Origin of the sequence: Acinetobacter sp. CE-15, assembly GCF_051059255.1 — a bacterium.
Lineage (GTDB): Bacteria > Pseudomonadota > Gammaproteobacteria > Pseudomonadales > Moraxellaceae > Acinetobacter > Acinetobacter guillouiae.
This window is the reverse complement of sequence record NZ_CP192737.1, coordinates 4,482,523-4,505,393: the sequence shown is the minus strand read 5'-3', so window position 1 is coordinate 4,505,393 and position 22,871 is coordinate 4,482,523. Positions and strand designations below refer to the sequence as shown.

Here is a 22,871-nt window from a genome sequence, read left to right as displayed (position 1 = left end):
TGAGATTGATGAAGTTAGGTTTTCGATGGGCGTAATTTTTAGTTACACAATATATGGGGGAAGTTGAGTTGGTATGAATGTGATGGGGTCTATAAGTTAAAGGCAGATGTAGGCTTCGTATAAGAGGCTTTATGTTAAATGGATTTGAAATTAGTGGGGGGATTCCATTGTTTGGGATTTTGAATAAGAGTTTTTTAAGATTGCAAAATTAATGAATATTTAGAAGTTTTTCTGCACTATCTCGCACTCTTGTTATCTTTAAACTTTTAATGTGACAGAGCCTAAATTCAGAGACGGACATAACTTACTTTGCTTTTCTTGGTCGAAAATTAAATTGGATTATGTCCTTTTATTTCAATGGCTTAAAAAGTTTAGATTAGCATTATCCTATTGCTATAGTTGGTATAAGGTTTAAAGCTTACAGAAATTTATATAATGATCAGAAGTATAGTATCTTTCTGAAAAATTATTTTTTCCATCTACCTTAGCAACCACCCTAAATTTATTATATTTATCATATTCACCTTGTTCAAAATATTTTCCTTCTATGTAACTAAAAGGACTTTTTAATTTTGGAAGTTTACCTTCATTATTTGAGAATATCTGTGTTACGATTTTTTCCTTACCTGTACCACACATACTTGTATCTTTTACACAGACTCTCATACTACGATCAAACTCTCTAATATAGCTTGGTAGTTTGCTACAATTTGGAATTGCAGCAAAAACAGATGATGTAAAAAATACTGAAATGATTAATATGGGATAACATCTTATATTCATTTTCATAATTAATTCCTTATAAAATTAATGCAGATAAATCGGCAGCCTTTAAAACATAGGTCCTAAGACGAAGCGCAACAGACATGAATGTCCGTGCCTCTAGACCGATATATCTATTCTGCTAGTCTAGTGCCGTGAATGGCATAGACTAGCTTGTTGGATGGAAGCCTAACACTGCTGTCTTTTTCATAAACTTTACTTTTTACAGCCTTCCAACCTAGAAATTTTAACCATTTGGATTGTTTGGGTTAATAAGAGTTACCTTATCATGGATAACTGGGCTCAATCTTGGTTGCTTAATAGTCCCTACAACGACAATGGTATGACTAACTAACGTACAAAGCAGAAGCGCTTAGGAAGCATCCTGGACTGTTACTCCCCAAATTTGGAATAGTCCTTTATTTAGTTTGAACGTGGTCACTAAATTACCAGAGCTGGAATGTTGTACGTCAGTGGTATGAGTTGCTGAAGCACTCGCAGAGAAAAATGGCCAAATACCGAATGTCGCTGAGGTCTTAATCTGTTGATATTCCTGATCACTATATGTTGCATTGCTCGTAACAGTGAATTCGTAATCGCTGACTAGGACTATCTGACTTACCCGACGGGCAAGACTACCGTCAGGCTGCTGGAAAAATGAATCCCAATTCCCTGCGTTGCTTTGCGGATCCCAGATGCTCATATCATTTTTGGCATTGATGGCACGTTTGTATTCATTATCTGAGTACCAATTACCGCGAGTAACGCTAAGTGTTGCCATCTTGTTAATTTGACCTTGGATGGTAAAACCAGAAGTAGCAGCTTTTGCATTTAGCTTCTCAAAGTCTCCTTTCACACCACCATCAAATATATTCCAGAATCCACTTGCGGCGCCGTCAATTTGGGTTTGAGTTAGTGTTTTCTCTGTTTCAGTCGAGTTGAAGTCGATCGTGAACGGGCCAGCCCCTTCATTGAGCTGAATCTTAGCATTGTCAAGGGTTGGGGCATAGATTGGCAAAGTCGTAATTTGGCCTGATGTACTGGTGAATTGCTGGTAATTTGATGTTTTACGGACCGCATCTAAGGCTAAATTCAGTGGTGCCTGAGCCTGTTTCTGGAATGCAGAAAGGGCTCCAGGGATACTCTGAGGATCCAGGCGTTGGTTAGCGAACTTCTTGAAGACCACCTCTTGTGCCTCTTCGCTAAGTGGGTTTGCTGTAAAGTAAGCATTCCTGTAATTGATCCAATTAATATAATTATCACCGAGATAGGCAGCGAGATCTGTGCCGTGCTCAGCAAGGAGCGCTTGCAAGAGCATCTTGTAACTACCAGAAAACGTTACCACGCTACCTGCATCGTAGAGATCTGTGTTGGGTGGAATAGCATCAGCCATACTGAATAGGCCGCTGCTGTCGGTGGTTTGAAGACCCAAACTGCCCTGAGCTAGTTTAAACGAACTATCTAGGCCGAGGGCTTTAGTTACTACCTCTTTCCAGGCAGCATTAAGTTTTTGTACATTTGTTTTAGTATCAGAATTCATGGTATTACCTCATATGAAGATCCTAATCGATCTTTTTTAAAAAATTATTATATTTAAGCCTATCCAATATTTATTTTTTAGTGTTTTTAGACTTTTTCATAAGTAACTTTTTCATAAGATAATGGTGTCTTATCATTGTAAGTAATGATTGGTTTTCGCCATTATAAATATAAAATCAGCAACTCATAATAATAATTTTCACACACTATATAAATAATATTTTTAGCCCTTAAATATATTTTTCTGGAAGTAAAAACTTATAATAATTTTCTAAGAAATAGAATTTAAAAAAAACAGACCTAGACTAGTTGGCTTCAATATAAGCATGTATCTAGTTGAAAAATAGGTTATTAAATTAGGACTTCCTTTTATATAAAGAGTTTTTAAAAATGAGACTAAGTCCGCAAAAAATAACAATGCTGATAAATATGTTCTGTCTAGATAACACTGCATCTAAAACAGCAGAGCTAACGAGAATAAATAGAAATACTGTAAATTATTGGTATAATAAATTTAGAAACTTAATTTACTTAAAAAGAAAAAAAGAGAGATCTAGTTTTGAATACAGAGACAATTCAAATTTAAATTTTCATAAATTGGTATTATCCATTCATAAAAAAGAAAATAATATTTTTATAGATTTCACTCCTATTGATGAATATCATATGTTAATTTTTTTTTTAGAAAAAACACTAATAAAATTATTAATAAAAATATTAATTACATTTTTTTAATTTCTTTGGAATATTCAAAATTTATTTCATTTTCATCTGATACAAGGGAACTTAAATTATTTTGGATTTTTTGTGAATGCCGCTTGTCTAAATTTAATGGGGTTTCCAAATATTTTGATTTACATTTAAAAGAATGTGAGTGGAGATGGAGAAATGATAATTTAGAGGAAGATTTAATATCTATGGTTAAAGAACTGAATTTAATGAAATAATACTCACTAATAAAGATATAGGATTTTTAAGTTTTCCTAAAAATAACATAATACCGTTTATGCGAAATGCTAATTTTTTCTTTTCGCATCAATGTCTTAATTAAAGCCGCTCTAGGGGTTAACCTACTAGAACGGCTTTGTTTGAGATTTTTATGTCCCACGATTTTTTAAAATCAAATTTTCGTATAATTGAAAATCATATAGACTTTTTTTTACCCAATATTTTTGAACATACTAGATTGAATCGCTTTTTTACTGGTTTGGTTAAAACCCTCTAACTTCCAATGGCTCATCCTGAGTATTTGGAACATGACTAAAATAGTAATTGTCCTTGGTTTGAAAGAATATATCAAAACTTTGGCTCATTAAGGGATCATACTGGCTTTGTTTCAAATAAATCAGTGCTATTTGATTGATGTAGTAATTTACACAAACCAATATATCCAATTGTTTAATGGCAACTAGTTCGTTTTTATAGCTAAATATCTATGAATCAAGCAGTCATTTACTTCAAGATCCATCTAAAGGTTTTTTGTGCGTCATATATTGCTTTGTGTTATATTTGAATTCAAATGTAACACATTGGAGCTGAAACTATGACAGAAGCGACTTTCACATTCCGAGTGGATGAGTCTTTAAAGAAAGAGTTTTCTAGTTTTGCGAAAGATATGGATCGTAGCGGAGCACAATTATTACGTGATTTCATGCGCGATTTTGTAAAGCAACAACAAGAAGCGGCATCTTATGATGTCTGGTTTCAAAAGCAAGTACAAATTGGCTTAGATCAGGCGAATGCGGGGAATCTGATTTCTCATGAGGACGTAGAAGCTAAATTTGCTGCAAAACGAGCTGCAACATTGGCACGGTTGACTGCTAAAAAGTAATGAATATTCTTTGGACCGTAGATGCACAATTAGATCGTGAGAGAATCTATGATTATCTTGATGAAAGGAATCCACTTGCTGCAATTGAATTAGATGAGTTAATTCGAGAGAAAGTAAGTTTACTTGCCCATAATAATCTCATGGGACGAATTGGACAAAAGAAAGAAACAAGAGAATTGGTTGTTCATCCACATTATGTTGTGGTGTATGACATTGTAGATACAGTCCGTATTTTAAGAGTCTTACATACATCGCAACAGTGGGATGCTAATTAGAAATAATTTAATTTGATAGAAAAATGTTATCAAAATTTAGGAAATTATTATTTGAGACATGGTTTAGAATTTATTTTAAACAATAAATTATTTTATAGCCAAGGAGCCCTCTATTAAAAGAAGGTCCTTATAGAACCTTCCTTTAATTAAAAATTGACCAAGATTGAGTTCGCCTTCACAACCAAAAATAGCAAATCCTCACTTATTCTCCTTCAACCTCCAATTCTGCTGTCACATCTACATTTGTTGGCTCTATAGAGGAACGTACAGCGGGTGCTGAATAAATCACGTTGGGTTTATGTTGAGCATTAAAGACCAATTGAAAAACATCTGGACGAGAATAATGCCCAACAGGATCTGCAGCATTTTTGGCAAAAATAATATGATTAAGATCAATGTCAGCGATTAACAGACCTTCTTCATCTTCGGCAAGTGGAGTGACAAGATCACCGCCATCAGGGCCATAAATTCGTGATGCACCGCCACCAGTTTTTAGTAACTGTTTCTTTGTGTCATCGCTACATAAAGCGTCAATCATTTCCTGAGAAACCATCGCACAAGATGCAAGCACAAAACATTGTCCTTCAGCTGCATACAGACGTGAAGCCGCATTGTTAACTTCTGCACCGAGTGCGGCAGTCATATCCGTATATAAGCTAAAACTAGGCCATGCTGCGATATGGATTTGTTCGTGCTGCGAATACATTGCATAACGGTTTAAAGGCTGTAAATGTTCCCAGCAGCACAGCGCCCCAATGCGACCAAGTGCAGTGTCATAGACTTGCAGAGAACTACCATCACCTTCACCAAATAAAGTCCGCTCTACATGAGTGGCTTTTAATTTTCGACGAACAGCGATGGTTTCCCCATGATGATCAATAATCCATTGGGAAATATACAGACTGCCATGATCACGCTCACTCAAGCCTAAAACCACATGCATATTATATTTTTTTGCAGCATCCGCAATTTGTTTGGCTTGGTCACTGTTAAGCTCAAGTGAGTTGAGATGGTATTGATATACCCATGGCATATTTGCAGCGGGAGAATCTAACCATAAAAACCATGGGTAACCAGGAATCCAAGTCTCTGGAAAGGCGATAAGTTCAATCCCTTTTTCTGCTGCTTCGGCAATAATTTTGATGGTTTTGTCTACGCTTCCTTGTAAGTCGAGAAATGCAGGAACCGCTTGTACACAAGCGACTTTAATTGAAGTTTTCATGAGTGATCCTTTCTCAATAACTAAGCAATATTGCACTTTTGGTTATAAAGCCAAAGATTGATCAGGGGGTATGCTGAGCAGGAACAAAAAATAGATCTATACGGAACTAAAAATCCAAATTTAAAAGAGATAATTTTTGCTTGATCTTAAAGTTAGGGGGCGCTGAGTTGAGGGTTTACAAATTATGCTAAACGGATTAGCTTTATTGTATAAGCGTCTAAGAATAAGAGAGACAATGATGTTTAACTATGACACAAGGCGTGTCAAAAATAAGCTGCAACGTGACTATTGGCAGGATGCGATTAGTCAAGTATTTGTACCATTGACCTGTAATGTTTCTGTACAGGATGGCTTTTTTGGTGCTTTGTCTGCAAAACATATAGGTAATATTCAACTGGTTGAAATCAAGGGCTATGGTCAACATGTTGAACGGCATGCCTCCAATATTAGACATAGTCACCATGATGAGATTTTATTTATCTTCCTAATAGAAGGTCAAATGGGTGTTCAATATCATGGTCGTGAACAATGTCTCAGCCAAGGGCAATTTATTTTTCATGATACCCAGCAGCCGTATGATTTGTATTTGAATGGACAATTCAATCAACTGGTTCTCATGTTCCCTCGTGAACAATTTCAACAGTATTTTGGGCGACCTGACCAGTTGTGCGGTCATGCTTTTGGTGATGGGCATCCACTGAAAATTTTATTATTAAATTACGCACATGATTTATTTTGGTTCCCTGAGCAGGCTTCAACTGAACTTCAGCAGATTGTACTGCATAAATTTTTTGATTTACTGCGTTATGTGGTTCTCGATCAGATCAAAGATAAAACGCCTCGATCCAGTAGCCACAGCATGCTCGTACAGGTCAAGCATTTAATCTTGGAGCACTTAGACAATAGTGGGCTTAGTATTCATGATATTGCTCAAGATCTTCGTATTAGTTCGCGATATATCAGTAAACTTTTTCAACAGGACGAAACCACATTTGGCCGTTATGTGATGCAAAGTCGTCTGCAATTAGCCAAGAAGATGTTGATACAGACCAATGAACATACGCATAAGATTAATCAAATTGCCTATCAGTGTGGATTTGATGATATGTCGAAATTCTCACGTGAGTTTAGAAAACATTATGGTATATCGCCGAGTATGATGCGTAAGATTAACTAAATAGAACTACAAAATAGTAAGAGATAAAATTACCGATAAGATGATTGCTAAATTTGTTATTTTAAGCCCACAAGATCCAAACTGAAATTTCATTCATTCGTTTCAGAGCAATTTTAGATGGCTTAAATGCACTTTAGCAGTGATTTTAAGCGCTGAATCAGATCATGTATATTTCATATGATGATTAGATGAATTATTTTGATTTTTATAAGGCGTGATCAATCTTTATAGATGACGCAAACTATAACGCAATATTGTTTATAGGATCAAAGTAGGTTGACTTGTTGTAGGATCCTTACTATAACTTATTTATAATAATTTTAGCGATACTACAATAATGGAAAATAAATCAATCACATATAAAACTTTATGGGTCTTTGCACTCATTCTAAGTTTAGGATTCATTATTTCGGCAAGTGTCATGGGCTATGCACTTAAGCAGTTTAATGGTGAAAAAAATTCAATAGTGGTCAAAGGGTTGGCTGAAAAACCCATACAAGCGGATCTAGCACGCTGGGAAATTCATCTGCAAACCAGCCGTGCATCAGACAGTGTTTCAGCCGCCTATCAATTGTTAGATCAAGAAATAAAAGCACTACAAGATTTCTTTATTGAGCACGGGTTTAAGGCAACAGAAATGAAACTGGGCAATAAAAGTTCTCAACCCTATTATGAAGAAGTGAATCAAGGCGAGGGGAAATTTACCCGCGAGTTTAGAGGCTATACTGCGATGCAATCACTAGTGATAAATAGTCGTGATATTCAAAAGATTGAGAAAGCCGCAAAAGATGCGTATTTATTAGATGAAAAAGGCATCTCCATCGAGCAAAAACCGCAGTATTTGGTGTCGAATCTAGAAGAAATAAAAATGTCATTGATCGCCAATGCAACTAAAAATGCGCATAGCCGTGCCAATGAGTTTGCAAAAGTGGGTGGGGTAAAAGTCGGTGCGATGCGTTCTGCAAGTCAGGGTGCGTTTTATATTTTACCTGAAAGTGGTTCTGATGATGATAGCGATTATGGCGGTGCTTATGACAAAGCCACCATTAATAAAATTGCGCGTGTTGTCGTGACCATCAATTATGCGATTGATTAAGAAGTAATTAATCATTTAAAAGGAGTGTTAATTTATATTGTTTAAATTTATTTCGGATGGCAGAGTTTAAGTAACGCAATTTTCCATAAAAATGGTTTGAGTTTTTGTTGGGATTCAATAATTTTAAATGGAAGAAATTCAATAAAATTTATTATATAATTTTAAGCGTTAATATAACTTGACTTCTAATATTCTTTAGGTTTTTTAATATTCTTTAGGTTAAAAATGAATAAAATTTATTTATTTTTTTGGGTGCTTATTTTTTCTAGTCAGATATTTGCTTTAGATAAACTACCTATGACCCATTCTGGTTTAGAAAAATTAAAAATGCAGGAAATTGGATTCGTAATTAAGAGTTTTTTACCAAACTCGAATGTTTCTCGAATAGATTGGGATTATAAATCTAATGATCAATCTATAATTTGGCTTCATAAGCCTTACCTTGAGCAACGACTTTATGACGGGTCTATAGAGTCAGTACGCAAAGGGGTTTTTAGATCTCATGTAATTGGGGTTCAGACGACTTATTTACAGGATAGAAAGTATGAGTTACCGTGGTCAGTGATTTACATAGGTAGTATAGCTAAATTTGGTATAACAGAGATCCAGTTTCATCCTAACTTACCAAACATTGATATTATCGATTCTGGTCAATGCTTTGGAGTTGAATATACAAATTGTGATTTTAATCCCATACAATCTCTAAAGAATGTTGGTGTTAATAGTAAAATGATTTGTCGAGATGATAGTGCAAGCGGTTCAAACTTTAAAAAAGTATATTTACTAACAGCAAATGGTAAAAAGCCGACTTATGCTCTTTATTCAATGAGTACTGGTTCAGGAGGTTCTACTAATGATTTTAGTCTTATATTGCAGACAACAAAAGATGATGTATGCAATTTAGTGAACGACTGAAAAATAATATACTATGATGGATTGGAGCGCTTTGCTTAATTAAGCAGAAAGTTCGGATCCATTTTTTACGTGCCACATTTATTATTCCAAGAATATTCTACGATATTAATTAGAAAGTATAAATTATCCAATTTTTTATATTCTCAAATCGCAAAATCAATCACAGCACGAATCACACCTAAACTTAGACCAATAAATGCACCGACCACAACACCATTAACACGGATCATATGTAAATCACCGCCTACCTCATTTTCAATCTTGGCGATCATTTCGGTTGAGTCCCATTCATGGATACGTTGACTAATAAACTTAATCACTTTCTCACTATATTGGTCACTTAAATTGATGGCAATTCCGCTGATTCGATCATTCAGTAATTCACGTACAGACTGATTTTGCATCAAGTTTTCACCAAGCTGTTGAATGGCGATACGTAAATTCATGGCAATACCTGAGTCTGCTTTAAGCAAGTCAGATTTAACCGCATCACATAAAATCACCACAGCGCCTGTAATAAAGTTGAGTACCGGTTCGCTGTCTAAAAGGGCATTCTTGGTTTCATTTAAACTTATGCTGGCATGACTATTGTTATCTGCCAATTGCAACATAAGCTCATGTGCAGCTTCTTCAATTTTTTGACGAATAGGATGCTCCTGATCAGCAAGCATGGATTCCACTTTTTCAATCACTGAATCAATGGTCCGTTGCTCAACATCAATCCCAATCCAGCTGGCACCTTTGGCAAGGCGTGAAACACCAAGCTCTTTAAACATGGTTTGGGTAATTTCACGGGTTTTTTCAGGATGGGTCATCATCCATTCATGGGCAATATCTAGTCCGCGTTGTAATACATCTTGATGGAAATCATTTTCTAAAACTGCACGTAACATTTCACTTGCCAATTGGTTCATTCGAGTATTTCGAACCCATTGCACGCTGTTGTTTTGAATAAAGCGTCCAATTTGGTCTTGCCCGACAAATTTGAAAATTTTCGGAACCGTTTGCTGAATCACATCCACCACTTGACCGTTATTTTTAGGATTGGCCAGCCATTGACCCACAGCAAAACTAAGATCAATACTTTTTAAACTACGTTCAACAATTTGTGGGGAGAGAAAATTCTCTTGGACAAATTTACCCATCGATTCCGCAATACGTGCTTTATTGCGTGGAATGATTTCGGTGTGATCTTTGAGGAATTTAGGAATGGGGATTTTCCCAAAGGGATTACGAAACAACACGGTAATCGCATACCAATCGGCTAAGCCACCAACCACGCCAGCTTCAGCACCCAGCATGAGAATATGAATAAACCAAGCATACTCAGGCATCAGTTTGGCGGAAATGATCAAAGCAAACCATGCGACAACAGCCACCACCAATGCGATGGTCGCAAAGCGTTTGCTTCGATCTAAGTTTGGAATTTCATTGAGAACTTCACTTTGTTCAATTCCGCTCATTCATTTTCCTAAATCGATTTCTGCATTTTTATTTCGTTGATGTTACCGCATCAGGCTGTGGTTGCAGTACTTGTCCTGTCGGACTAACACCATATTTTTGTCCTAAAGATTGCAAAATCAGACGAGCGTCAAATGCATCATTCGGTGATGATTTTTTATCTTTATAACATTCTATCGTATAGGAAATTTGCACAGGGTCAATGGTCACCACTTGTGGCATATCATAAAATGGGTCATTCCAGAACATTGGATGACGACGATAACCCCAGCCATATGGATAGTAGTTTGATGATGGATAAACTACTGCTTTACGAGGCGGTTGCTGAGTGCGATTACTTGGATCATCTAAAACCTTGAAGTAAGTAAACCCATTTAAAAGCGTGGTTTGTGCGGCTTTGACAAGGTTAATTTCTTCAGCTGTTCCAAAACTCATATTGCTATTGCCTTGGAAGCTGATGCGATAGCTATGATCGTTAAGTGGAACCGTAGTGTATTGCCCAAGCTGGTCAAAGGTACGTGGTTTGCTTGGTGTCGTCGCACAACCTGTGATGGTGAGCGCCGCTGCAATAGTTAGACCAATGAGTACTTTGTTCATGTGTCTCTCCTTTCCATTCTTTTGGATGGAATTTAATGAATTTATAATCCTCAGTATATTGTTCTAAATTGATGGACTGACAATGAATTTCAAGAAGAATTTTGTTAATTCAGGATGATACCTAACAAGATAAATGACTGTTCACGTAAAATTTAAACAATAAGCACGGTATTATACGTATTTAATCCATGATAAAAAATCAAGACTGTTGAGAGTAGAGTTGAATGAGTATTCAAATTAAAGGTTATATTGCAACAAGTGCAGATGGCTATATCGCAACACCAGATGGTTCTGTAGCGTTTTTAGCACCATTTCAAAGTATTGACTGTGGATATGATGATTTTATCCAAGATATCGATATTGTGATTATGGGGCGTAAAACCTATGAAGTGATTTGTTCTTTTGGTGAGGCGTGGCCTTATCCAAATCAGAAAGGATTTATCGTTACTTCTAATCCTGATTTAGCTTTAACTCATGCCTCGCTTTCGCGGTGGAACTTAGGTGTGGACGAACTTGTTGAGCACCTTAAACAGAATTATAACGGCAATGTCTGGATTGTCGGTGGAACACAATTGCAGAATACCTTTATTGAACAGAAGCTGCTCAATACTTTAGAGGTTTTTATCATGCCTGTTCTTCTCGGAAAGGGCATACCTCTATTTCCAAGTTTTGACTCGCATGAACAGCAGTTAAAGTCCATACATGCTGAAATGATTGAAAATACCATTATTAAACACAGCTATGTTTTCTAACGCTTGCTGCTGCTGATGGATCAGTATGCTTTGATGCGCTGGTCAAACAGCTTATGCAAAATTTTTCTGCATAAGCTGTTTAGATAAAAATAAATAGAATTAAAAATGACTATTCGGCTGTTTTAAAAATTCAATTTCTTCTGCCGTTGAGCTTCGCCCTAAAATTTGATTACGGTGAGGATAACGTCCAAAACGATCAATAATCACTTTATGCTTTTTCTCAAAATCTAAATTGAGTGGATTGCCCAACTCTTCAAAAAGTTGTAAAGCTTGGATATGGATAATTTTTGATTCACTATGCATAAATGGCATATACAGGAATGAACGCTGTTCGGGGCTTAATTGTTGATCTAAATTCAGCTGAATTGCTTCTTGTGCTAGCGCAAGTGCCAAGGCATCTTGTGCAAAAGATTCAGCATGATCTCGATACAAATTACGCGAGAATTGATCTAAAACAATAATTTCAGCCAAGCGACCTTCTGCTGTGGCACGCCAAGTCCATAGCTCACAATGTTTGGCTTGATCCAAGGTATGTGCAAATTTTTGGTGCAAAGTTTGATCGAATGCGTCACTTTTTGCGAACCAAAATGGTTGAGTTTCTTCACTAAACCAAAAATCGATAATTTCTTGATAATTCATAGTAGTTACAATTCTTTAGTGGTAATTTTTCTATAAAATCACAAATTTTAGATGTCTTGTAGAGGTAGTTTGTGTTAAAAACTTTTCCGAAATAAAGTGAATAATTCATTTAAAACAACGATGCTTATACGTGTATATCGATAAATAACGTTATACTGCGCGCATCAAAACATTTTATTTTAAAAAATTCTTTAAGATAAGCGAGTAAGTATGAGTCAACCCGAAACGATTTCCCAATCTTTAGTACCAAATTGGGTGGATTCTACCTTATTCAGAGGCATGTTACGTGGCATCGAACGTGAAAGCCTGCGTATGCAAAGTAATGGCTTTTTATCACAGGCTGATCATCCTCAGTCTTTAGGCTCAGCCCTAACACATCCGCATATCACCACAGATTATTCAGAAGCTTTGATGGAGTTTATTACACCTCCCAAAGAAAGCATTCCTGAAGCGTTAAGCTTTTTAACCGATGTGCATGCTGTTGTGCATCGCCATTTAGAAAATGATGAAAAGCTATGGACTTTGTCCATGCCATGTATGCTGGATGACAAAGAAGAAAATATCCGTTTGGCACAATATGGTACATCCAATATTGGTCAATTCAAAACCTTATACCGTCATGGTCTCGGCATCCGTTATGGGCGCCGTATGCAGACGATTTCGGGTGTGCATTATAATGTGTCTTTCCCAGATGCGTTATTTGAACAATTACAACAACACGAAAGCAATGAAGCGCTTAAAGCCTTAAGCCTGCAAGATTATCGCAGTCATCGTTATCTTGGATTAATCCGTAACTTTATTCGTTTAACTCCTCTCGTGATGTATTTGGTAGGTGCCAGCCCTTCAGTCTGTAAATGCTTTATGACAGGGCGTGAGCATCAATTGTTGCCTTTAATCAAAGGCACATTATTTCTACCTTATGCCACAGCATTGCGTATGGGGCGTTTTGGTTATCAAAATTCTGCACAAAAACAATTGGGTATTCATTACAATAATTTAGAAAGTTATGTGGCTGAATTACAAAAAGCAGTCAATTCACCTTATGCACAGTTTAGTCATTTAGGTTTAAACGATGCCAATGGTCAGCCGATTCAAATTAATGATCACGTCTTACAAATTGAAAATGAATACTACAGCTTAGTCCGCCCAAAACAAGTGCCACAAGCAGGGGAAACGCCATCTCAGGCCTTGTCAAATCGTGGGATTGGCTATGTTGAGTTACGCGCGGTAGATGTAAATCCATACAGTGCGATTGGCATCGATGAGGATACAGCAGGCTTTTTGGAAGTGGTTGCGTTGTATTGCTTGCTTAAAGAAAGCCCAGATCTATGGGATGAAGAACAAGATATTATTGAGCAAAACCAAGCTGAAGTGGTCAATCGTGGTCGTGCACCAAATGCGAAAATCATTGAAGCGGGTGTTGAATATCCATTACTTGAATGGATTCAACAGCATGTTACCGCCATGCAACCACTTGCAGATCTACTCAACCAATCCTATGCAACAGATTTATATCGCCAAGCGTTGACGGTGATGCAAACACGTATTGATGACGTTGATGAAACACTATCAGCGCATGTGATTGCCGATACTGTAGAGCAGGGTGGCACATGGAATTTTGGTGGCTATATGGCCAATCAACATATCCAAAGTTACGAACAACATGTATTAAGTCCGGAAACTTTAGCGTATTTTGAGGGGCTTACTCGAACATCTCTCGCAGAACAACAGCAACTTGAACAAAATACAAGTATAAGTTTCGAGGATTATCTGAGTAAATTTAGATAAAACATAGATTAAATAATGAGGAAGTTCCATGCAATGGCGTAGTTATCGCTTCGTAAGTGGTCTTTTATTTTTGGCAAGTGTGATTGGTATGTCATTTGCGCTCTATTTAGAGCATGTACAAGGGCTTGAGCCATGTCCACTATGCGTATTTCAGCGTATTGGATTGATTGGTCTAGGGCTAATTTCACTGATTGCCTTTTTGCATAACCCAAAAACAAATGTATTTAAACGCATTTATAGCTTTTTGGGCTTAGCTGCGATTTCTTGGTCAGTTGGTGTTGCCGCTCGTCATGTGTGGCTACAGAACCTACCCAAAGATCAGGTTCCAAGTTGTGGTCCCGGTCTGGACTATTGGGTCAACACTTTGCCTTTAAAGGCTGTGTTTGAAAATGTGCTTAAGGGTTCTGGTGAATGTGCCATGGTCGATTGGACTTTCTTAGGACAGTCTTTACCCGTTTGGTCATTACTGTTTTTCAGTGTATTGGCATTGATCAGTCTATGGCAGTTATTTAGAAAGTACTAATTTAAAACATCAAGAGCCAATCTAAACTGGCTCTTTTTTCAGATAAACTTCATTTACTTATAAATCAAGCAAAACCATGAATCATAAAATAAATTTAGCCGGGATTGGCATACTGGTCTGCTTGGCTACAGCACAAGTCTCTGCAAAACCAGCCAACAATGTGGTCAGTAAAGATGTGTCTTGTCAGTTTAAATCTAAGTTTGATGACACTATTCCAGCCGATGTTTCCTATATCAAATTGGGCGCTCAGCCATTTAAAAAATTTATTGTCGATCCAGATTATTTTTCAAGTCGAATTGAAGACTGTCAATTACATGGCGGCAGATACTATGTATTGTCTGTGTCGCAGAGCCATCCAGCAAGAACGCTTGCCCAGTCGCTGATTGGGGTGACGCAATTTGATTTAACAGGCAAAAAGCTCAGCCAAAAATTTTATAATAAAGCTTGGACTTGTGAGTTAAAACAAGGCTTTATTGCAAAAAATCAACGCTTATTGATCGATACCCAATGTGCAGAAAAATCAAACTTTGATGAATATGGTGACATGATTGATCCAAAGCAGAACAAGTCTTATCAAATTGAAGTGAAATAGCAGAAAAAAACGGATTGAAAATCCGCTTTTTTATGATTAAGTTTCAACAATCCCTTGCATACTTTCTAATTTAATCAAGTATTTGCGAATTTGTTCTTCTGCCAATTCATCATGGTGCGGATAAAACCATTTGGCAATTTGTTCCGAAACCAAAGGATGATATTGAATCTCAAGATGGTTTAAGCCATAAAACACAGCTTTATGCGATTCAGGTAATTTCAACTGGAAACGTGGGTTCGGGTGTTCACCCAAGGCACTTTTAACACTGACCAGATAGTCGCCAATCACTTTTAAGGTGCGGTTTTTGCGGTTTTCAAACTCCAAGGTACCTGCAATTAAAAAGGTATTGATATGCGATGGTAGCGGAGCTGGTTTACGGTTGTCATCCATCAAACCAATACGGGCATTGTTATGCTCCCAGTCATCATCTCGAACACTTCCATAACGCAAGTCTAAGATGCCATTACTGCGGATATTGACGATATGGCTGATCATTTTAACAATCGGGAAATTACCCACTTTCTCTTGCATGGCAAATCCAAAACGCTCTAATAATGCACCATGATGCGGGGAGCCAATACAAACCAGATTCTCAACCATGTGGAACCACTGGTGCATGTTTTGTTTGCCATAGAACAGCGCACTGCGAGAAACCAAGCCGCCCATACTGTGTCCAATTAAATCAATGCTGGTAATGCGAGGGTTACGTTTGATTAAATCTTCTAAAAGATTTGCCAATGAGCGTCCATTGGCTGAAATTCTGCGTCCAGTATTGTAGTGAAAATACAACATGGTGTTGTGATCACGTTGCGCCAAGAGTTTCTCACCAATACCGCCATTGTTACGATTGGTCCAGTCTTGATAATTCATACATAAACCGTGAGAGAAAATCACCACACGGCCAGCCAAATCACCTTGCTGTAATGAACCATAATGATCATAGAGCACAGGTGACAGTGCGAGCGGATTATGGGTTGCCAATAAATAATCGCCCAACACCCCATTTAAAACACTGACCAAAAAAGTCATATGAGAGGTCAATGGCTTATCATGTAAATTTGGGAAACGTTCAATGGTTTTACGTAAAATTGGGGCAATCAGGTGGCTACCATAATTTTGCAATGCGTGATAACCAAATTGATAGAATTTATCGACAATTGGACGGGATTGGAATCGTTTGGCTTTTTGTTTACTTAAGCCAAAAATACTCAGCAACATTTCACGTTGAATCGACTGGATGAAGTCTTGAACCATGCCACTGAGTGGCGTACTCACTAACTGCGCTAAACCTTCTAATACGTCGGCCTGACTTGGAGGCGAACGATCCCACTTACAATAGGTTTCGTGTAAAGGGGTTAAGCTTGGCATTGTTATTTCCTCATCCATATTGATCTGGAACAAAGACTTTATTTTTGCTGTAGATCAATGTATAAATCCCTAGGCAATCATCTTATCTTGTTCATCCTGAACGCTATTTAAAATACCGATAATTGCGATTAAGTTTTAGTTTTTTGTCGGACAATATCCTAACATATACAAATTAAAACAATAATGTGATTTAAATCACATTAAAAACTAAAACATTGGTGGTAAAAAAGCAAACTATTTTCAATGAATATTATTTATTTACATGGTTTTAAAAGTAGTCCTTTATCAATAAAAGGGCAACAACTAGATGATTATTGTCGATGTTATTCATCGCATAGTGTGCATTTGCCTGATTTAAACCTGCATCCGCAACTGGTTTTAGATCAAATTTCAGCGCTCATTGAAAAATTGCCTGATGTTGCACTGGTGGGGAGTAGCTTTGGTGGCTTTTATGCGACACAATTGGTCGCAAAATATGGTGTGCCTGCTGTTTTAATTAATCCAGCTATGCGACCATGGCAATTGTTCAGTAACTTATTTGGAATTGAACAGATTCCCTATAAGATCAATGAACAATGGACTTTAGATCGTTTACAACTTGACTACTTGGAAGCGATTGCCGTGCCATTTGTACAAGATGCAGACAAAATACTGGTCTTATTGCAACAAGGTGATGACGTTTTAGATTATCGTGACGCTGAACGGTATTATAGTGCAGCTCCACACACATCATTGATCATGACAGAAATGCATGGTAATCATGCGATGGAAGATTTTGCAGATAAAATACCCATGATTCTGGAATTTTTATCATATTCCGTAAAATAAAAGGAAAAAACTCAACGTGTCTCAATATACGGCCCAATCACTTGAAGTATTATCTGGTCTAGATCCTGTACGTCGCCGTCCAGGTATGTATACCGATACCACTCGTCCAAACCATTTGGCGCAAGAAGTAATTGATAATGCTGTCGATGAGGCACTTGCAGGACATGCCAATAAAATTACTGTTACGGTATATAAAGATGGTTCGTTGTCGGTCGAAGACAATGGGCGTGGTATGCCAGTCGATATTCATCCTGAATACGGACAAAGCGGGATTGAAATTATCCTGACGAAACTGCATGCAGGCGGTAAATTTAGCACCGATAACTATCAGTTTTCGGGCGGTTTGCATGGTGTTGGGATTTCCGTGGTCAATGCCTTGTCTGATCGTGTTGAAGTTGAAGTTCAACGCCACGGCAATCTTTATAAAATGGCGTTTGAACATGGTGAACCTGTTGCGCCTTTAGAGATTTTGGAAGGTAAAGCGCCAAAACGTGCTACGGGGACAACAGTACATTTTTGGCCAGAAGCGAAATATTTTGACTCTCCTAAATTTGCTTTAAAAGTGTTAAAACATAATCTCAAAGCCAAAGCTGTATTGGCTGCTGGTCTACAAATTAATTATATTGACCAGATTAATGACGAAAAAATTGAATGGCAGTTTGAAAATGGTCTCGTCGACTATTTGATGGATGAATTACAAGATCGCGAAATCATTCCAGACCCTGCCTTTGTTGCAACGGGTGAAGCTGAACGTGCCAGTGCTGAGTTTGCAATTTGCTGGAATGCTGAGGGTGGCGAACAAATTCAGGAAAGTTATGTGAATTTGATCCCAACGGCACAAGGGGGAACCCATGTAAACGGGTTACGCTCAGGTGTTACCGATGCGATGCGTGAGTTTTGTGAGTTACGTAACTTGTTGCCACGTAATCTCAAATTGTCTGCTGAAGATGTTTGGGACGGGGTCAATTATATCCTGTCGCTTAAATTCCAAGAGCCACAATTCTCAGGACAAACCAAAGAACGTCTTTCAAGCCGAGAAGCATCTAACATTGTTTTAAATATTGCCAAAGATGCTTTTGCACTCTGGCTAAATCAAAACTCTGAAGTGGCCATGCAATTGGCTGAGATTGTGATTGCGAAAGCGGGTCGCCGTTTAAAAGCAGCTAAAAAAGTTGAACGTAAAAAGATTGTTGCCGGTCCTACCTTGCCCGGAAAACTATCAGATTGTGTCGGTCATACCCTTGAAGAATCGGAACTGTTTATCGTCGAAGGTGACTCTGCCGGTGGTTCAGCAAAACAAGCCCGTGATAAAAACTTCCAAGCGATCATGCCGATTCGTGGGAAAATTTTAAATACTTGGGAAGTATCTTCTGACGAGGTGTTGGCCTCTCAAGAAGTGCATAATATTGCGATTGCAATCGGTGTAGATCCGGGCAGTGATGATCTTTCAGAATTACGTTATGGCAAAATTTGTATCCTTGCCGATGCCGATTCAGATGGTTTACATATCGCGACCTTGCTTTGTGCACTCTTCGTCAAGCATTTCCCTGCAATGGTCGATGCTGGGCACCTATATGTTGCAATGCCACCATTGTTCCGTATCGATGATGCCAAAGATGTTTATTACGCGCTTGATAACGAAGAGTTAGAAGCTATCTTAAAGAGAGTTAAATCTAAAAACCCGCAAATTACTCGATTTAAAGGTTTGGGTGAAATGAACGCCAGTCAATTGCGTGAAACCACCTTAGATCCAAATACACGCCGTTTGGTGCAGTTGGATTTGGACGACACGCATCACACAACAGGCTTACTGGATAAATTACTTGCCAAAAAAAGGTCAGGTGATCGTAAAGACTGGTTAGAGCAAAAAGGTAATTTAGCTGATTTGAGTGTTTGATTGCTGAACTTATGCATATTTAAAAAATGATGCCCCAGTGCATCATTTTTTTTGGTACCTCTTAAATATCGCATTGATGCAAATAGAGTTATATTCTTCGTAATACAAACTATTTCTGTATTGCCTTTCTATTTTTTCTCCTATTCTTTTACCTCGACTCCATCCATCTTAGGGATTGGATTATCCCGTCAAAATCGTTTGGTGCTGTAAAGCAAAATTCATCACGAAAGCCCTAAAAATTTAATTTTGGGTAAATTTTTTGCACTCTCATCGCTCATTTTAAACAAAAAAAATCGCACTTAATTTGACCAGTGTGGCTTTTAATCTCGCATTTTTACTTGCTAAGTGCTGGCTATATCCAGTGATTGAAAGGCATTTGATGCCTATCAATGTATCTTCAACTTATATAAAAATAATAGCATCTAATATTTTGATTTTATTGTTTTTTATCAAGAAAAATATTCAGCGATAAAAGCACAAATTCTCCACTTGGCATAAAAATTGAATTAAGCCTGTCAGGTAAAAGCAAAATCGCGCATTCAAAAATGCACCAAAAGGTTTGGAGAGAAAAAGATGATGTTCCAACAAAAAATGTTTTCAAAAACACTTCTCGCTGTGGCAATGATGGGGAGCATTGCGCTGACAGCTTGCTCAAAGCCCGCAGATAAAACGGAAGCGAAACCCGCAGCAGAAAATAAATCGGCAACTGCCACAAGCGGTGACACAATTAAAGTGGGCATTTTGCATTCATTGTCTGGAACCATGGCAATCTCTGAAACATCGCTTAAAGATACGGCACTGATGGCAATCAATGAAATTAATGCTAAAGGTGGGGTGATGGGGAAAAAGCTTGAGCCTGTTGTCGTCGATCCTGCATCAGACTGGCCATTATTTGCTGAAAAAGCCCGCCAGTTAATAACTCAGGACAAAGTCGCTGTCATTTTTGGCTGCTGGACTTCAGTTTCACGTAAATCAGTGTTACCTGTTGTAGAGGAGCTCAATGGTCTGTTGTTCTATCCAGTGCAATACGAAGGGCAAGAACAGTCTAAGAATATTTTCTATACAGGCGCAGCACCCAATCAACAAGCGATTCCTGCTGTTGAATACTTAATGGGTGAAGAGGGAGGTAAGGCACAACGTTTTGTTCTATTAGGTACCGACTATGTTTACCCACGGACCACCAACAAAATCTTACGTGCATTCTTAAAGTCTAAAGGCGTTGCCGATGCAGACATCATGGAAGAATACACACCATTTGGGCACAGTAATTATCAAACCATCGTCGGCAATATTAAGAAATTTGCTGCTGGTAAAAAGACCGCGGTTATTTCCACCATCAATGGCGATTCTAACGTACCGTTCTATCGTGAATTGGGTAACCAAGGCATAAAAGCTTCGGATATTCCTGTGATGGCCTTTTCAGTCGGTGAAGAAGAATTACGCGGGATCGACACCAAACCATTGGTCGGGCATTTGGCATCTTGGAACTACTTCATGTCTGTGAAGAATCCAGTGAATACCGAATTCGTCAATAAGATGAAGCAATATGCAGTGGAATATAAGCTACCCAATGCCAGTAAATTGGTGACCAATGACCCAATGGAAGCCACCTATGTTGGCATCAATATGTGGAAACAAGCCGTTGAAAAAGCGGGAACAACGGATGTAGATAAAGTCCGTGAAGCGATGGCAGGTCAAAGCTTTAAAGCACCGTCAGGCTATACCTTAAGTATGGATGCTACTAATCATCACTTACATAAGCCTGTGATGATTGGACAAATTCGTGGTGATGGGCAATTTGATGTGGTTTACAAGAGCCCTCAACCGATCAAAGCGGAACCATGGAGCCCGTACATTCCTAAATAAAGACTTTACGACCCCAAAAGCCCGCTATATGCATAGTGGGCTTAACTGATGACTCAACTTTAAAGGTCATTGTATTTAAACAAAAATAGGGGGAGTTGCACATGTCACTTAGACTGAAACTTGCAGCACTTTTTTTTACGATCTCTCAATTATTTCTTATTCAACATATTTTTGCTGAATCTGTGCATATCGCGCAATCGTCATCCGCTCAGCCAGCGGCAAGCCATGATGATGCCATTCAAAAATTTGTACGTGCAGATTTTGCAAAGCGTCGAGCGATGCTGAATCAATGGCCAGCAAGTATAGACGAGCTTGATAAGCTGGTGGCCTATGTCGAAAACGACGAGCTTTATACCGACAGTTCAGGCAATACCTACATCATGAAAGCTGGCGATAAACTGTTCAGTTATCCAGATGAACAGGCAATTACTGATTGGCCAGGTGATTTAAATCAAGTGACGCTGGTCAATACCTTGCACAAAGCCTTAAGCTTTGGTCAGGCGAAGATCAAGTTACAGTCCCCAGATGCATCACAGCGATTGGCTGCGATTGATATTTTGGAAAATAATTTAGATGAACTGGATATCAAGGTCATCAACCAACTTTATCTCAATGAAAAAAATAATAAAGTGAAGGCACGTTTAGCCCAGTTAAAAGCACGAATTGATTTTAATAGTCCAGATACGCTCACCAAAATTCAAGCGGTTAAAACGCTAAACGATTCTAGTCGTCCTGATGTTTTGGCGATCATCGAACAAGCGCTAACACAGCCAAATTTAAATCCAGAATTAAAGGCTGCATTGGTCAGTGCGCAAAGTAGTATTAAAACCCGCATTCAAGCCAGTGAATGGACAGGACATGTTTTTTCAGGCCTCAGTACCGCAAGTATTTTATTGCTCGCAGCATTAGGACTGGCGATTACTTATGGCTTACTCGGTGTGATCAATATGGCGCATGGCGAGTTGATCATGATCGGTGCTTATACCACTTATGTGGTACAAAGTTTCTTTAAAACTCATTTGGGTGCTTATGTGGATTGGTACCTGATTGCAGCAATTCCAGCAGCATTTTTAGTCAGTGCTTTGATTGGCATGTTGATAGAACGAACCGTGATTCGCCCGTTGTATGGCCGTCAGTTAGAAACCCTGTTGGCGACCTTTGGTGTCAGCCTTATTTTGATGCAATTGGTACGGATGATTTTTGGTGCGCAGAATGTTGAAGTATCAAATATTTCATGGCTGTCAGGCGGGATTTCGCTTACACCTAGTTTGATGCTGCCGTATAACCGTATCGCGATCATCGTCTTCACCATCGCTGTATTACTTTTACTGGTTTACCTGCTCAATAAAACCCGATTTGGTCTATTCGTCCGTGCAGTCACGCAAAACCGTCAGATGGCACGTGCTGTCGGTATCCGTTCTGCCCGAATCGATATGATGGCCTTTGGTCTGGGTTCAGGACTTGCAGGGTTAGCAGGCTGTGCCTTGGCACAAGTTGGCAATGTCGGACCTGACCTAGGGCAAAACTATATTATTGATGCTTTCCTTGTGGTTGTAGTGGGTGGTGTTGGTCAAGTTTGGGGGGCTGTGCTTGCCGCATTAGGTTTAGGCGTGAGTGGAACAATTCTCGAAATTGGTATGGGCGCAGTGCTCGCCAAAATTATTCTCTTGGTTCTTGTGATTCTGTTTATTCAAAAACGCCCACAAGGTTTATTCGCTATCAAAGGTCGTTTTGTGGAGTAAG

20 protein-coding genes and 1 pseudogene are annotated in these 22,871 nt (G+C 38.2%); 14 read left to right on the top strand and 7 right to left on the bottom strand.

Annotated features, from left to right (window positions below; all coding sequences use genetic code 11):
• Positions 1-411: 411 nt before the first annotated feature.
• A complete protein-coding gene (locus ACQ7EO_RS20805) occupies positions 412-789 on the bottom strand; it encodes a hypothetical protein (RefSeq protein ID WP_434278612.1) in 378 nt (125 codons plus the stop codon).
• Between the two features lie 346 nt (positions 790-1,135).
• Positions 1,136-2,302: a hypothetical protein gene (locus tag ACQ7EO_RS20800; RefSeq protein ID WP_244014621.1), complete on the bottom strand. Its 1,167-nt coding sequence runs from the start codon at positions 2,300-2,302 to the stop codon at positions 1,136-1,138.
• Positions 2,303-2,691: 389 nt separating this feature from the next.
• Between ACQ7EO_RS20800 and ACQ7EO_RS20795 the strand changes: the two genes are divergently transcribed.
• The 3 genes from ACQ7EO_RS20795 to ACQ7EO_RS20785 all read left to right on the top strand — a co-directional run bounded on the left by ACQ7EO_RS20795 (position 2,692) and on the right by ACQ7EO_RS20785 (position 4,407).
• Positions 2,692-3,036, top strand: coding sequence for a helix-turn-helix domain-containing protein (locus tag ACQ7EO_RS20795; RefSeq protein ID WP_434278611.1), 345 nt, complete (start codon positions 2,692-2,694; stop codon positions 3,034-3,036).
• Positions 3,037-3,844: 808 nt separating this feature from the next.
• Entirely contained in the window at positions 3,845-4,132 is a 288-nt protein-coding gene (locus tag ACQ7EO_RS20790; protein ID WP_244014623.1) for a CopG family ribbon-helix-helix protein, read from the top strand.
• Positions 4,132-4,407 carry a type II toxin-antitoxin system RelE/ParE family toxin gene (locus tag ACQ7EO_RS20785; RefSeq protein ID WP_056517109.1) on the top strand — a complete coding sequence of 92 codons (276 nt, stop codon included), beginning with the start codon at positions 4,132-4,134 and terminating at the stop codon, positions 4,405-4,407. Before ACQ7EO_RS20790 ends, ACQ7EO_RS20785 begins: the two co-directional genes overlap by 1 nt.
• A 202-nt stretch (positions 4,408-4,609) precedes the next feature.
• Here the strand turns inward: ACQ7EO_RS20785 and ACQ7EO_RS20780 are convergent, their stop codons facing one another.
• Complete coding sequence (locus ACQ7EO_RS20780) at positions 4,610-5,629, bottom strand: carbon-nitrogen hydrolase family protein (protein ID WP_434278610.1); 1,020 nt, start codon at positions 5,627-5,629, stop codon at positions 4,610-4,612.
• Positions 5,630-5,864: 235 nt separating this feature from the next.
• Here ACQ7EO_RS20780 and ACQ7EO_RS20775 point away from each other — a divergent pair, with 235 nt between their 5' ends.
• The 3 genes from ACQ7EO_RS20775 (at position 5,865) to ACQ7EO_RS20765 (ending at position 8,817) form a co-directional block, all read left to right on the top strand.
• Positions 5,865-6,806, top strand: coding sequence for an AraC family transcriptional regulator (locus ACQ7EO_RS20775; protein ID WP_434278609.1), 942 nt, complete (start codon positions 5,865-5,867; stop codon positions 6,804-6,806).
• A gap of 337 nt (positions 6,807-7,143) precedes the next feature.
• Positions 7,144-7,902 carry an SIMPL domain-containing protein gene (locus ACQ7EO_RS20770; RefSeq protein WP_034611176.1) on the top strand — a complete coding sequence of 253 codons (759 nt, stop codon included), beginning with the start codon at positions 7,144-7,146 and terminating at the stop codon, positions 7,900-7,902.
• 225 nt (positions 7,903-8,127) lie between these two features.
• Positions 8,128-8,817, top strand: coding sequence for a hypothetical protein (locus tag ACQ7EO_RS20765; RefSeq protein WP_239046675.1), 690 nt, complete (start codon positions 8,128-8,130; stop codon positions 8,815-8,817).
• A gap of 143 nt (positions 8,818-8,960) precedes the next feature.
• Here the strand turns inward: ACQ7EO_RS20765 and ACQ7EO_RS20760 are convergent, their stop codons facing one another.
• Both ACQ7EO_RS20760 and ACQ7EO_RS20755 read right to left on the bottom strand, forming a co-directional pair.
• Complete coding sequence (locus ACQ7EO_RS20760) at positions 8,961-10,280, bottom strand: DUF445 domain-containing protein (RefSeq protein WP_434278608.1); 1,320 nt, start codon at positions 10,278-10,280, stop codon at positions 8,961-8,963.
• A 28-nt stretch (positions 10,281-10,308) separates the two neighbouring features.
• Positions 10,309-10,875: a CC0125/CC1285 family lipoprotein gene (locus ACQ7EO_RS20755; RefSeq protein ID WP_419313959.1), complete on the bottom strand. Its 567-nt coding sequence runs from the start codon at positions 10,873-10,875 to the stop codon at positions 10,309-10,311.
• 224 nt (positions 10,876-11,099) lie between these two features.
• Between ACQ7EO_RS20755 and ACQ7EO_RS20750 the strand changes: the two genes are divergently transcribed.
• Entirely contained in the window at positions 11,100-11,627 is a 528-nt protein-coding gene (locus ACQ7EO_RS20750) for a dihydrofolate reductase family protein (protein WP_327857975.1), read from the top strand.
• Between the two features lie 99 nt (positions 11,628-11,726).
• Here ACQ7EO_RS20750 and ACQ7EO_RS20745 read toward each other — a convergent pair whose 3' ends face one another.
• Complete coding sequence (locus ACQ7EO_RS20745; RefSeq protein ID WP_434278607.1) at positions 11,727-12,266, bottom strand: DUF924 family protein; 540 nt, start codon at positions 12,264-12,266, stop codon at positions 11,727-11,729.
• 210 nt (positions 12,267-12,476) lie between these two features.
• Between ACQ7EO_RS20745 and gshA the strand changes: the two genes are divergently transcribed.
• From gshA to ACQ7EO_RS20730, 3 genes are all read left to right on the top strand, one after another.
• Positions 12,477-14,054: a glutamate--cysteine ligase gene (gshA, locus tag ACQ7EO_RS20740; protein ID WP_004718681.1), complete on the top strand. Its 1,578-nt coding sequence runs from the start codon at positions 12,477-12,479 to the stop codon at positions 14,052-14,054.
• 28 nt (positions 14,055-14,082) lie between these two features.
• Complete coding sequence (locus ACQ7EO_RS20735) at positions 14,083-14,577, top strand: disulfide bond formation protein B (RefSeq protein WP_004718679.1); 495 nt, start codon at positions 14,083-14,085, stop codon at positions 14,575-14,577.
• A gap of 76 nt (positions 14,578-14,653) precedes the next feature.
• Entirely contained in the window at positions 14,654-15,169 is a 516-nt protein-coding gene (locus ACQ7EO_RS20730; RefSeq protein WP_434278606.1) for a hypothetical protein, read from the top strand.
• Between the two features lie 36 nt (positions 15,170-15,205).
• On the opposite strand, the gene ACQ7EO_RS20725 is transcribed toward ACQ7EO_RS20730, so the two are convergent.
• Positions 15,206-16,537 carry an alpha/beta hydrolase gene (locus tag ACQ7EO_RS20725; RefSeq protein WP_004818342.1) on the bottom strand — a complete coding sequence of 444 codons (1,332 nt, stop codon included), beginning with the start codon at positions 16,535-16,537 and terminating at the stop codon, positions 15,206-15,208.
• Positions 16,538-16,780: 243 nt separating this feature from the next.
• On the opposite strand from ACQ7EO_RS20725, the gene ACQ7EO_RS20720 reads away from it, so the two are divergent.
• The 4 genes and pseudogenes from ACQ7EO_RS20720 to urtB all read left to right on the top strand — a co-directional run.
• Positions 16,781-17,365 carry a YqiA/YcfP family alpha/beta fold hydrolase gene (locus ACQ7EO_RS20720; RefSeq protein WP_434278605.1) on the top strand — a complete coding sequence of 195 codons (585 nt, stop codon included), beginning with the start codon at positions 16,781-16,783 and terminating at the stop codon, positions 17,363-17,365.
• Between the two features lie 16 nt (positions 17,366-17,381).
• On the top strand, positions 17,382-19,262 hold the full coding sequence (gene parE / locus ACQ7EO_RS20715) for a DNA topoisomerase IV subunit B (protein WP_434278604.1): 1,881 nt from the start codon (positions 17,382-17,384) through the stop codon (positions 19,260-19,262).
• 576 nt (positions 19,263-19,838) lie between these two features.
• Positions 19,839-21,128 (top strand): urea ABC transporter substrate-binding protein, encoded by a 1,290-nt coding sequence (gene urtA, locus ACQ7EO_RS20710; protein WP_151802412.1) that lies wholly within the window; start codon positions 19,839-19,841, stop codon positions 21,126-21,128.
• A 227-nt stretch (positions 21,129-21,355) separates the two neighbouring features.
• Positions 21,356-22,870, top strand: a pseudogene (gene urtB, locus ACQ7EO_RS20705) (urea ABC transporter permease subunit UrtB); the annotation flags it as partial.
• Position 22,871 lies beyond the last annotated feature (1 nt).

What these genes read in the sequence shown, in the direction of transcription:
- urtA (WP_151802412.1), top strand. Translation starts at nt 19,839, where the DNA reads ATGTTCCAACAAAAAATGTTTTCAAAAACACTTCTCGCTGTGGCAATG.
- ACQ7EO_RS20755 (WP_419313959.1), bottom strand. Translation starts at nt 10,875, where the DNA reads ATGAACAAAGTACTCATTGGTCTAACTATTGCAGCGGCGCTCACCATC.
- gshA (WP_004718681.1), top strand. Translation starts at nt 12,477, where the DNA reads ATGAGTCAACCCGAAACGATTTCCCAATCTTTAGTACCAAATTGGGTG.
- ACQ7EO_RS20735 (WP_004718679.1), top strand. Translation starts at nt 14,083, where the DNA reads ATGCAATGGCGTAGTTATCGCTTCGTAAGTGGTCTTTTATTTTTGGCA.
- ACQ7EO_RS20805 (WP_434278612.1), bottom strand. Translation starts at nt 789, where the DNA reads ATGAAAATGAATATAAGATGTTATCCCATATTAATCATTTCAGTATTT.
- ACQ7EO_RS20760 (WP_434278608.1), bottom strand. Translation starts at nt 10,280, where the DNA reads ATGAGCGGAATTGAACAAAGTGAAGTTCTCAATGAAATTCCAAACTTA.
- ACQ7EO_RS20770 (WP_034611176.1), top strand. Translation starts at nt 7,144, where the DNA reads ATGGAAAATAAATCAATCACATATAAAACTTTATGGGTCTTTGCACTC.
- ACQ7EO_RS20790 (WP_244014623.1), top strand. Translation starts at nt 3,845, where the DNA reads ATGACAGAAGCGACTTTCACATTCCGAGTGGATGAGTCTTTAAAGAAA.
- ACQ7EO_RS20725 (WP_004818342.1), bottom strand. Translation starts at nt 16,537, where the DNA reads ATGCCAAGCTTAACCCCTTTACACGAAACCTATTGTAAGTGGGATCGT.
- ACQ7EO_RS20775 (WP_434278609.1), top strand. Translation starts at nt 5,865, where the DNA reads ATGATGTTTAACTATGACACAAGGCGTGTCAAAAATAAGCTGCAACGT.
- ACQ7EO_RS20765 (WP_239046675.1), top strand. Translation starts at nt 8,128, where the DNA reads ATGAATAAAATTTATTTATTTTTTTGGGTGCTTATTTTTTCTAGTCAG.
- ACQ7EO_RS20800 (WP_244014621.1), bottom strand. Translation starts at nt 2,302, where the DNA reads ATGAATTCTGATACTAAAACAAATGTACAAAAACTTAATGCTGCCTGG.
- ACQ7EO_RS20785 (WP_056517109.1), top strand. Translation starts at nt 4,132, where the DNA reads ATGAATATTCTTTGGACCGTAGATGCACAATTAGATCGTGAGAGAATC.
- ACQ7EO_RS20750 (WP_327857975.1), top strand. Translation starts at nt 11,100, where the DNA reads ATGAGTATTCAAATTAAAGGTTATATTGCAACAAGTGCAGATGGCTAT.
- ACQ7EO_RS20795 (WP_434278611.1), top strand. Translation starts at nt 2,692, where the DNA reads ATGAGACTAAGTCCGCAAAAAATAACAATGCTGATAAATATGTTCTGT.
- ACQ7EO_RS20780 (WP_434278610.1), bottom strand. Translation starts at nt 5,629, where the DNA reads ATGAAAACTTCAATTAAAGTCGCTTGTGTACAAGCGGTTCCTGCATTT.
- ACQ7EO_RS20745 (WP_434278607.1), bottom strand. Translation starts at nt 12,266, where the DNA reads ATGAATTATCAAGAAATTATCGATTTTTGGTTTAGTGAAGAAACTCAA.
- ACQ7EO_RS20720 (WP_434278605.1), top strand. Translation starts at nt 16,781, where the DNA reads ATGAATATTATTTATTTACATGGTTTTAAAAGTAGTCCTTTATCAATA.
- ACQ7EO_RS20730 (WP_434278606.1), top strand. Translation starts at nt 14,654, where the DNA reads ATGAATCATAAAATAAATTTAGCCGGGATTGGCATACTGGTCTGCTTG.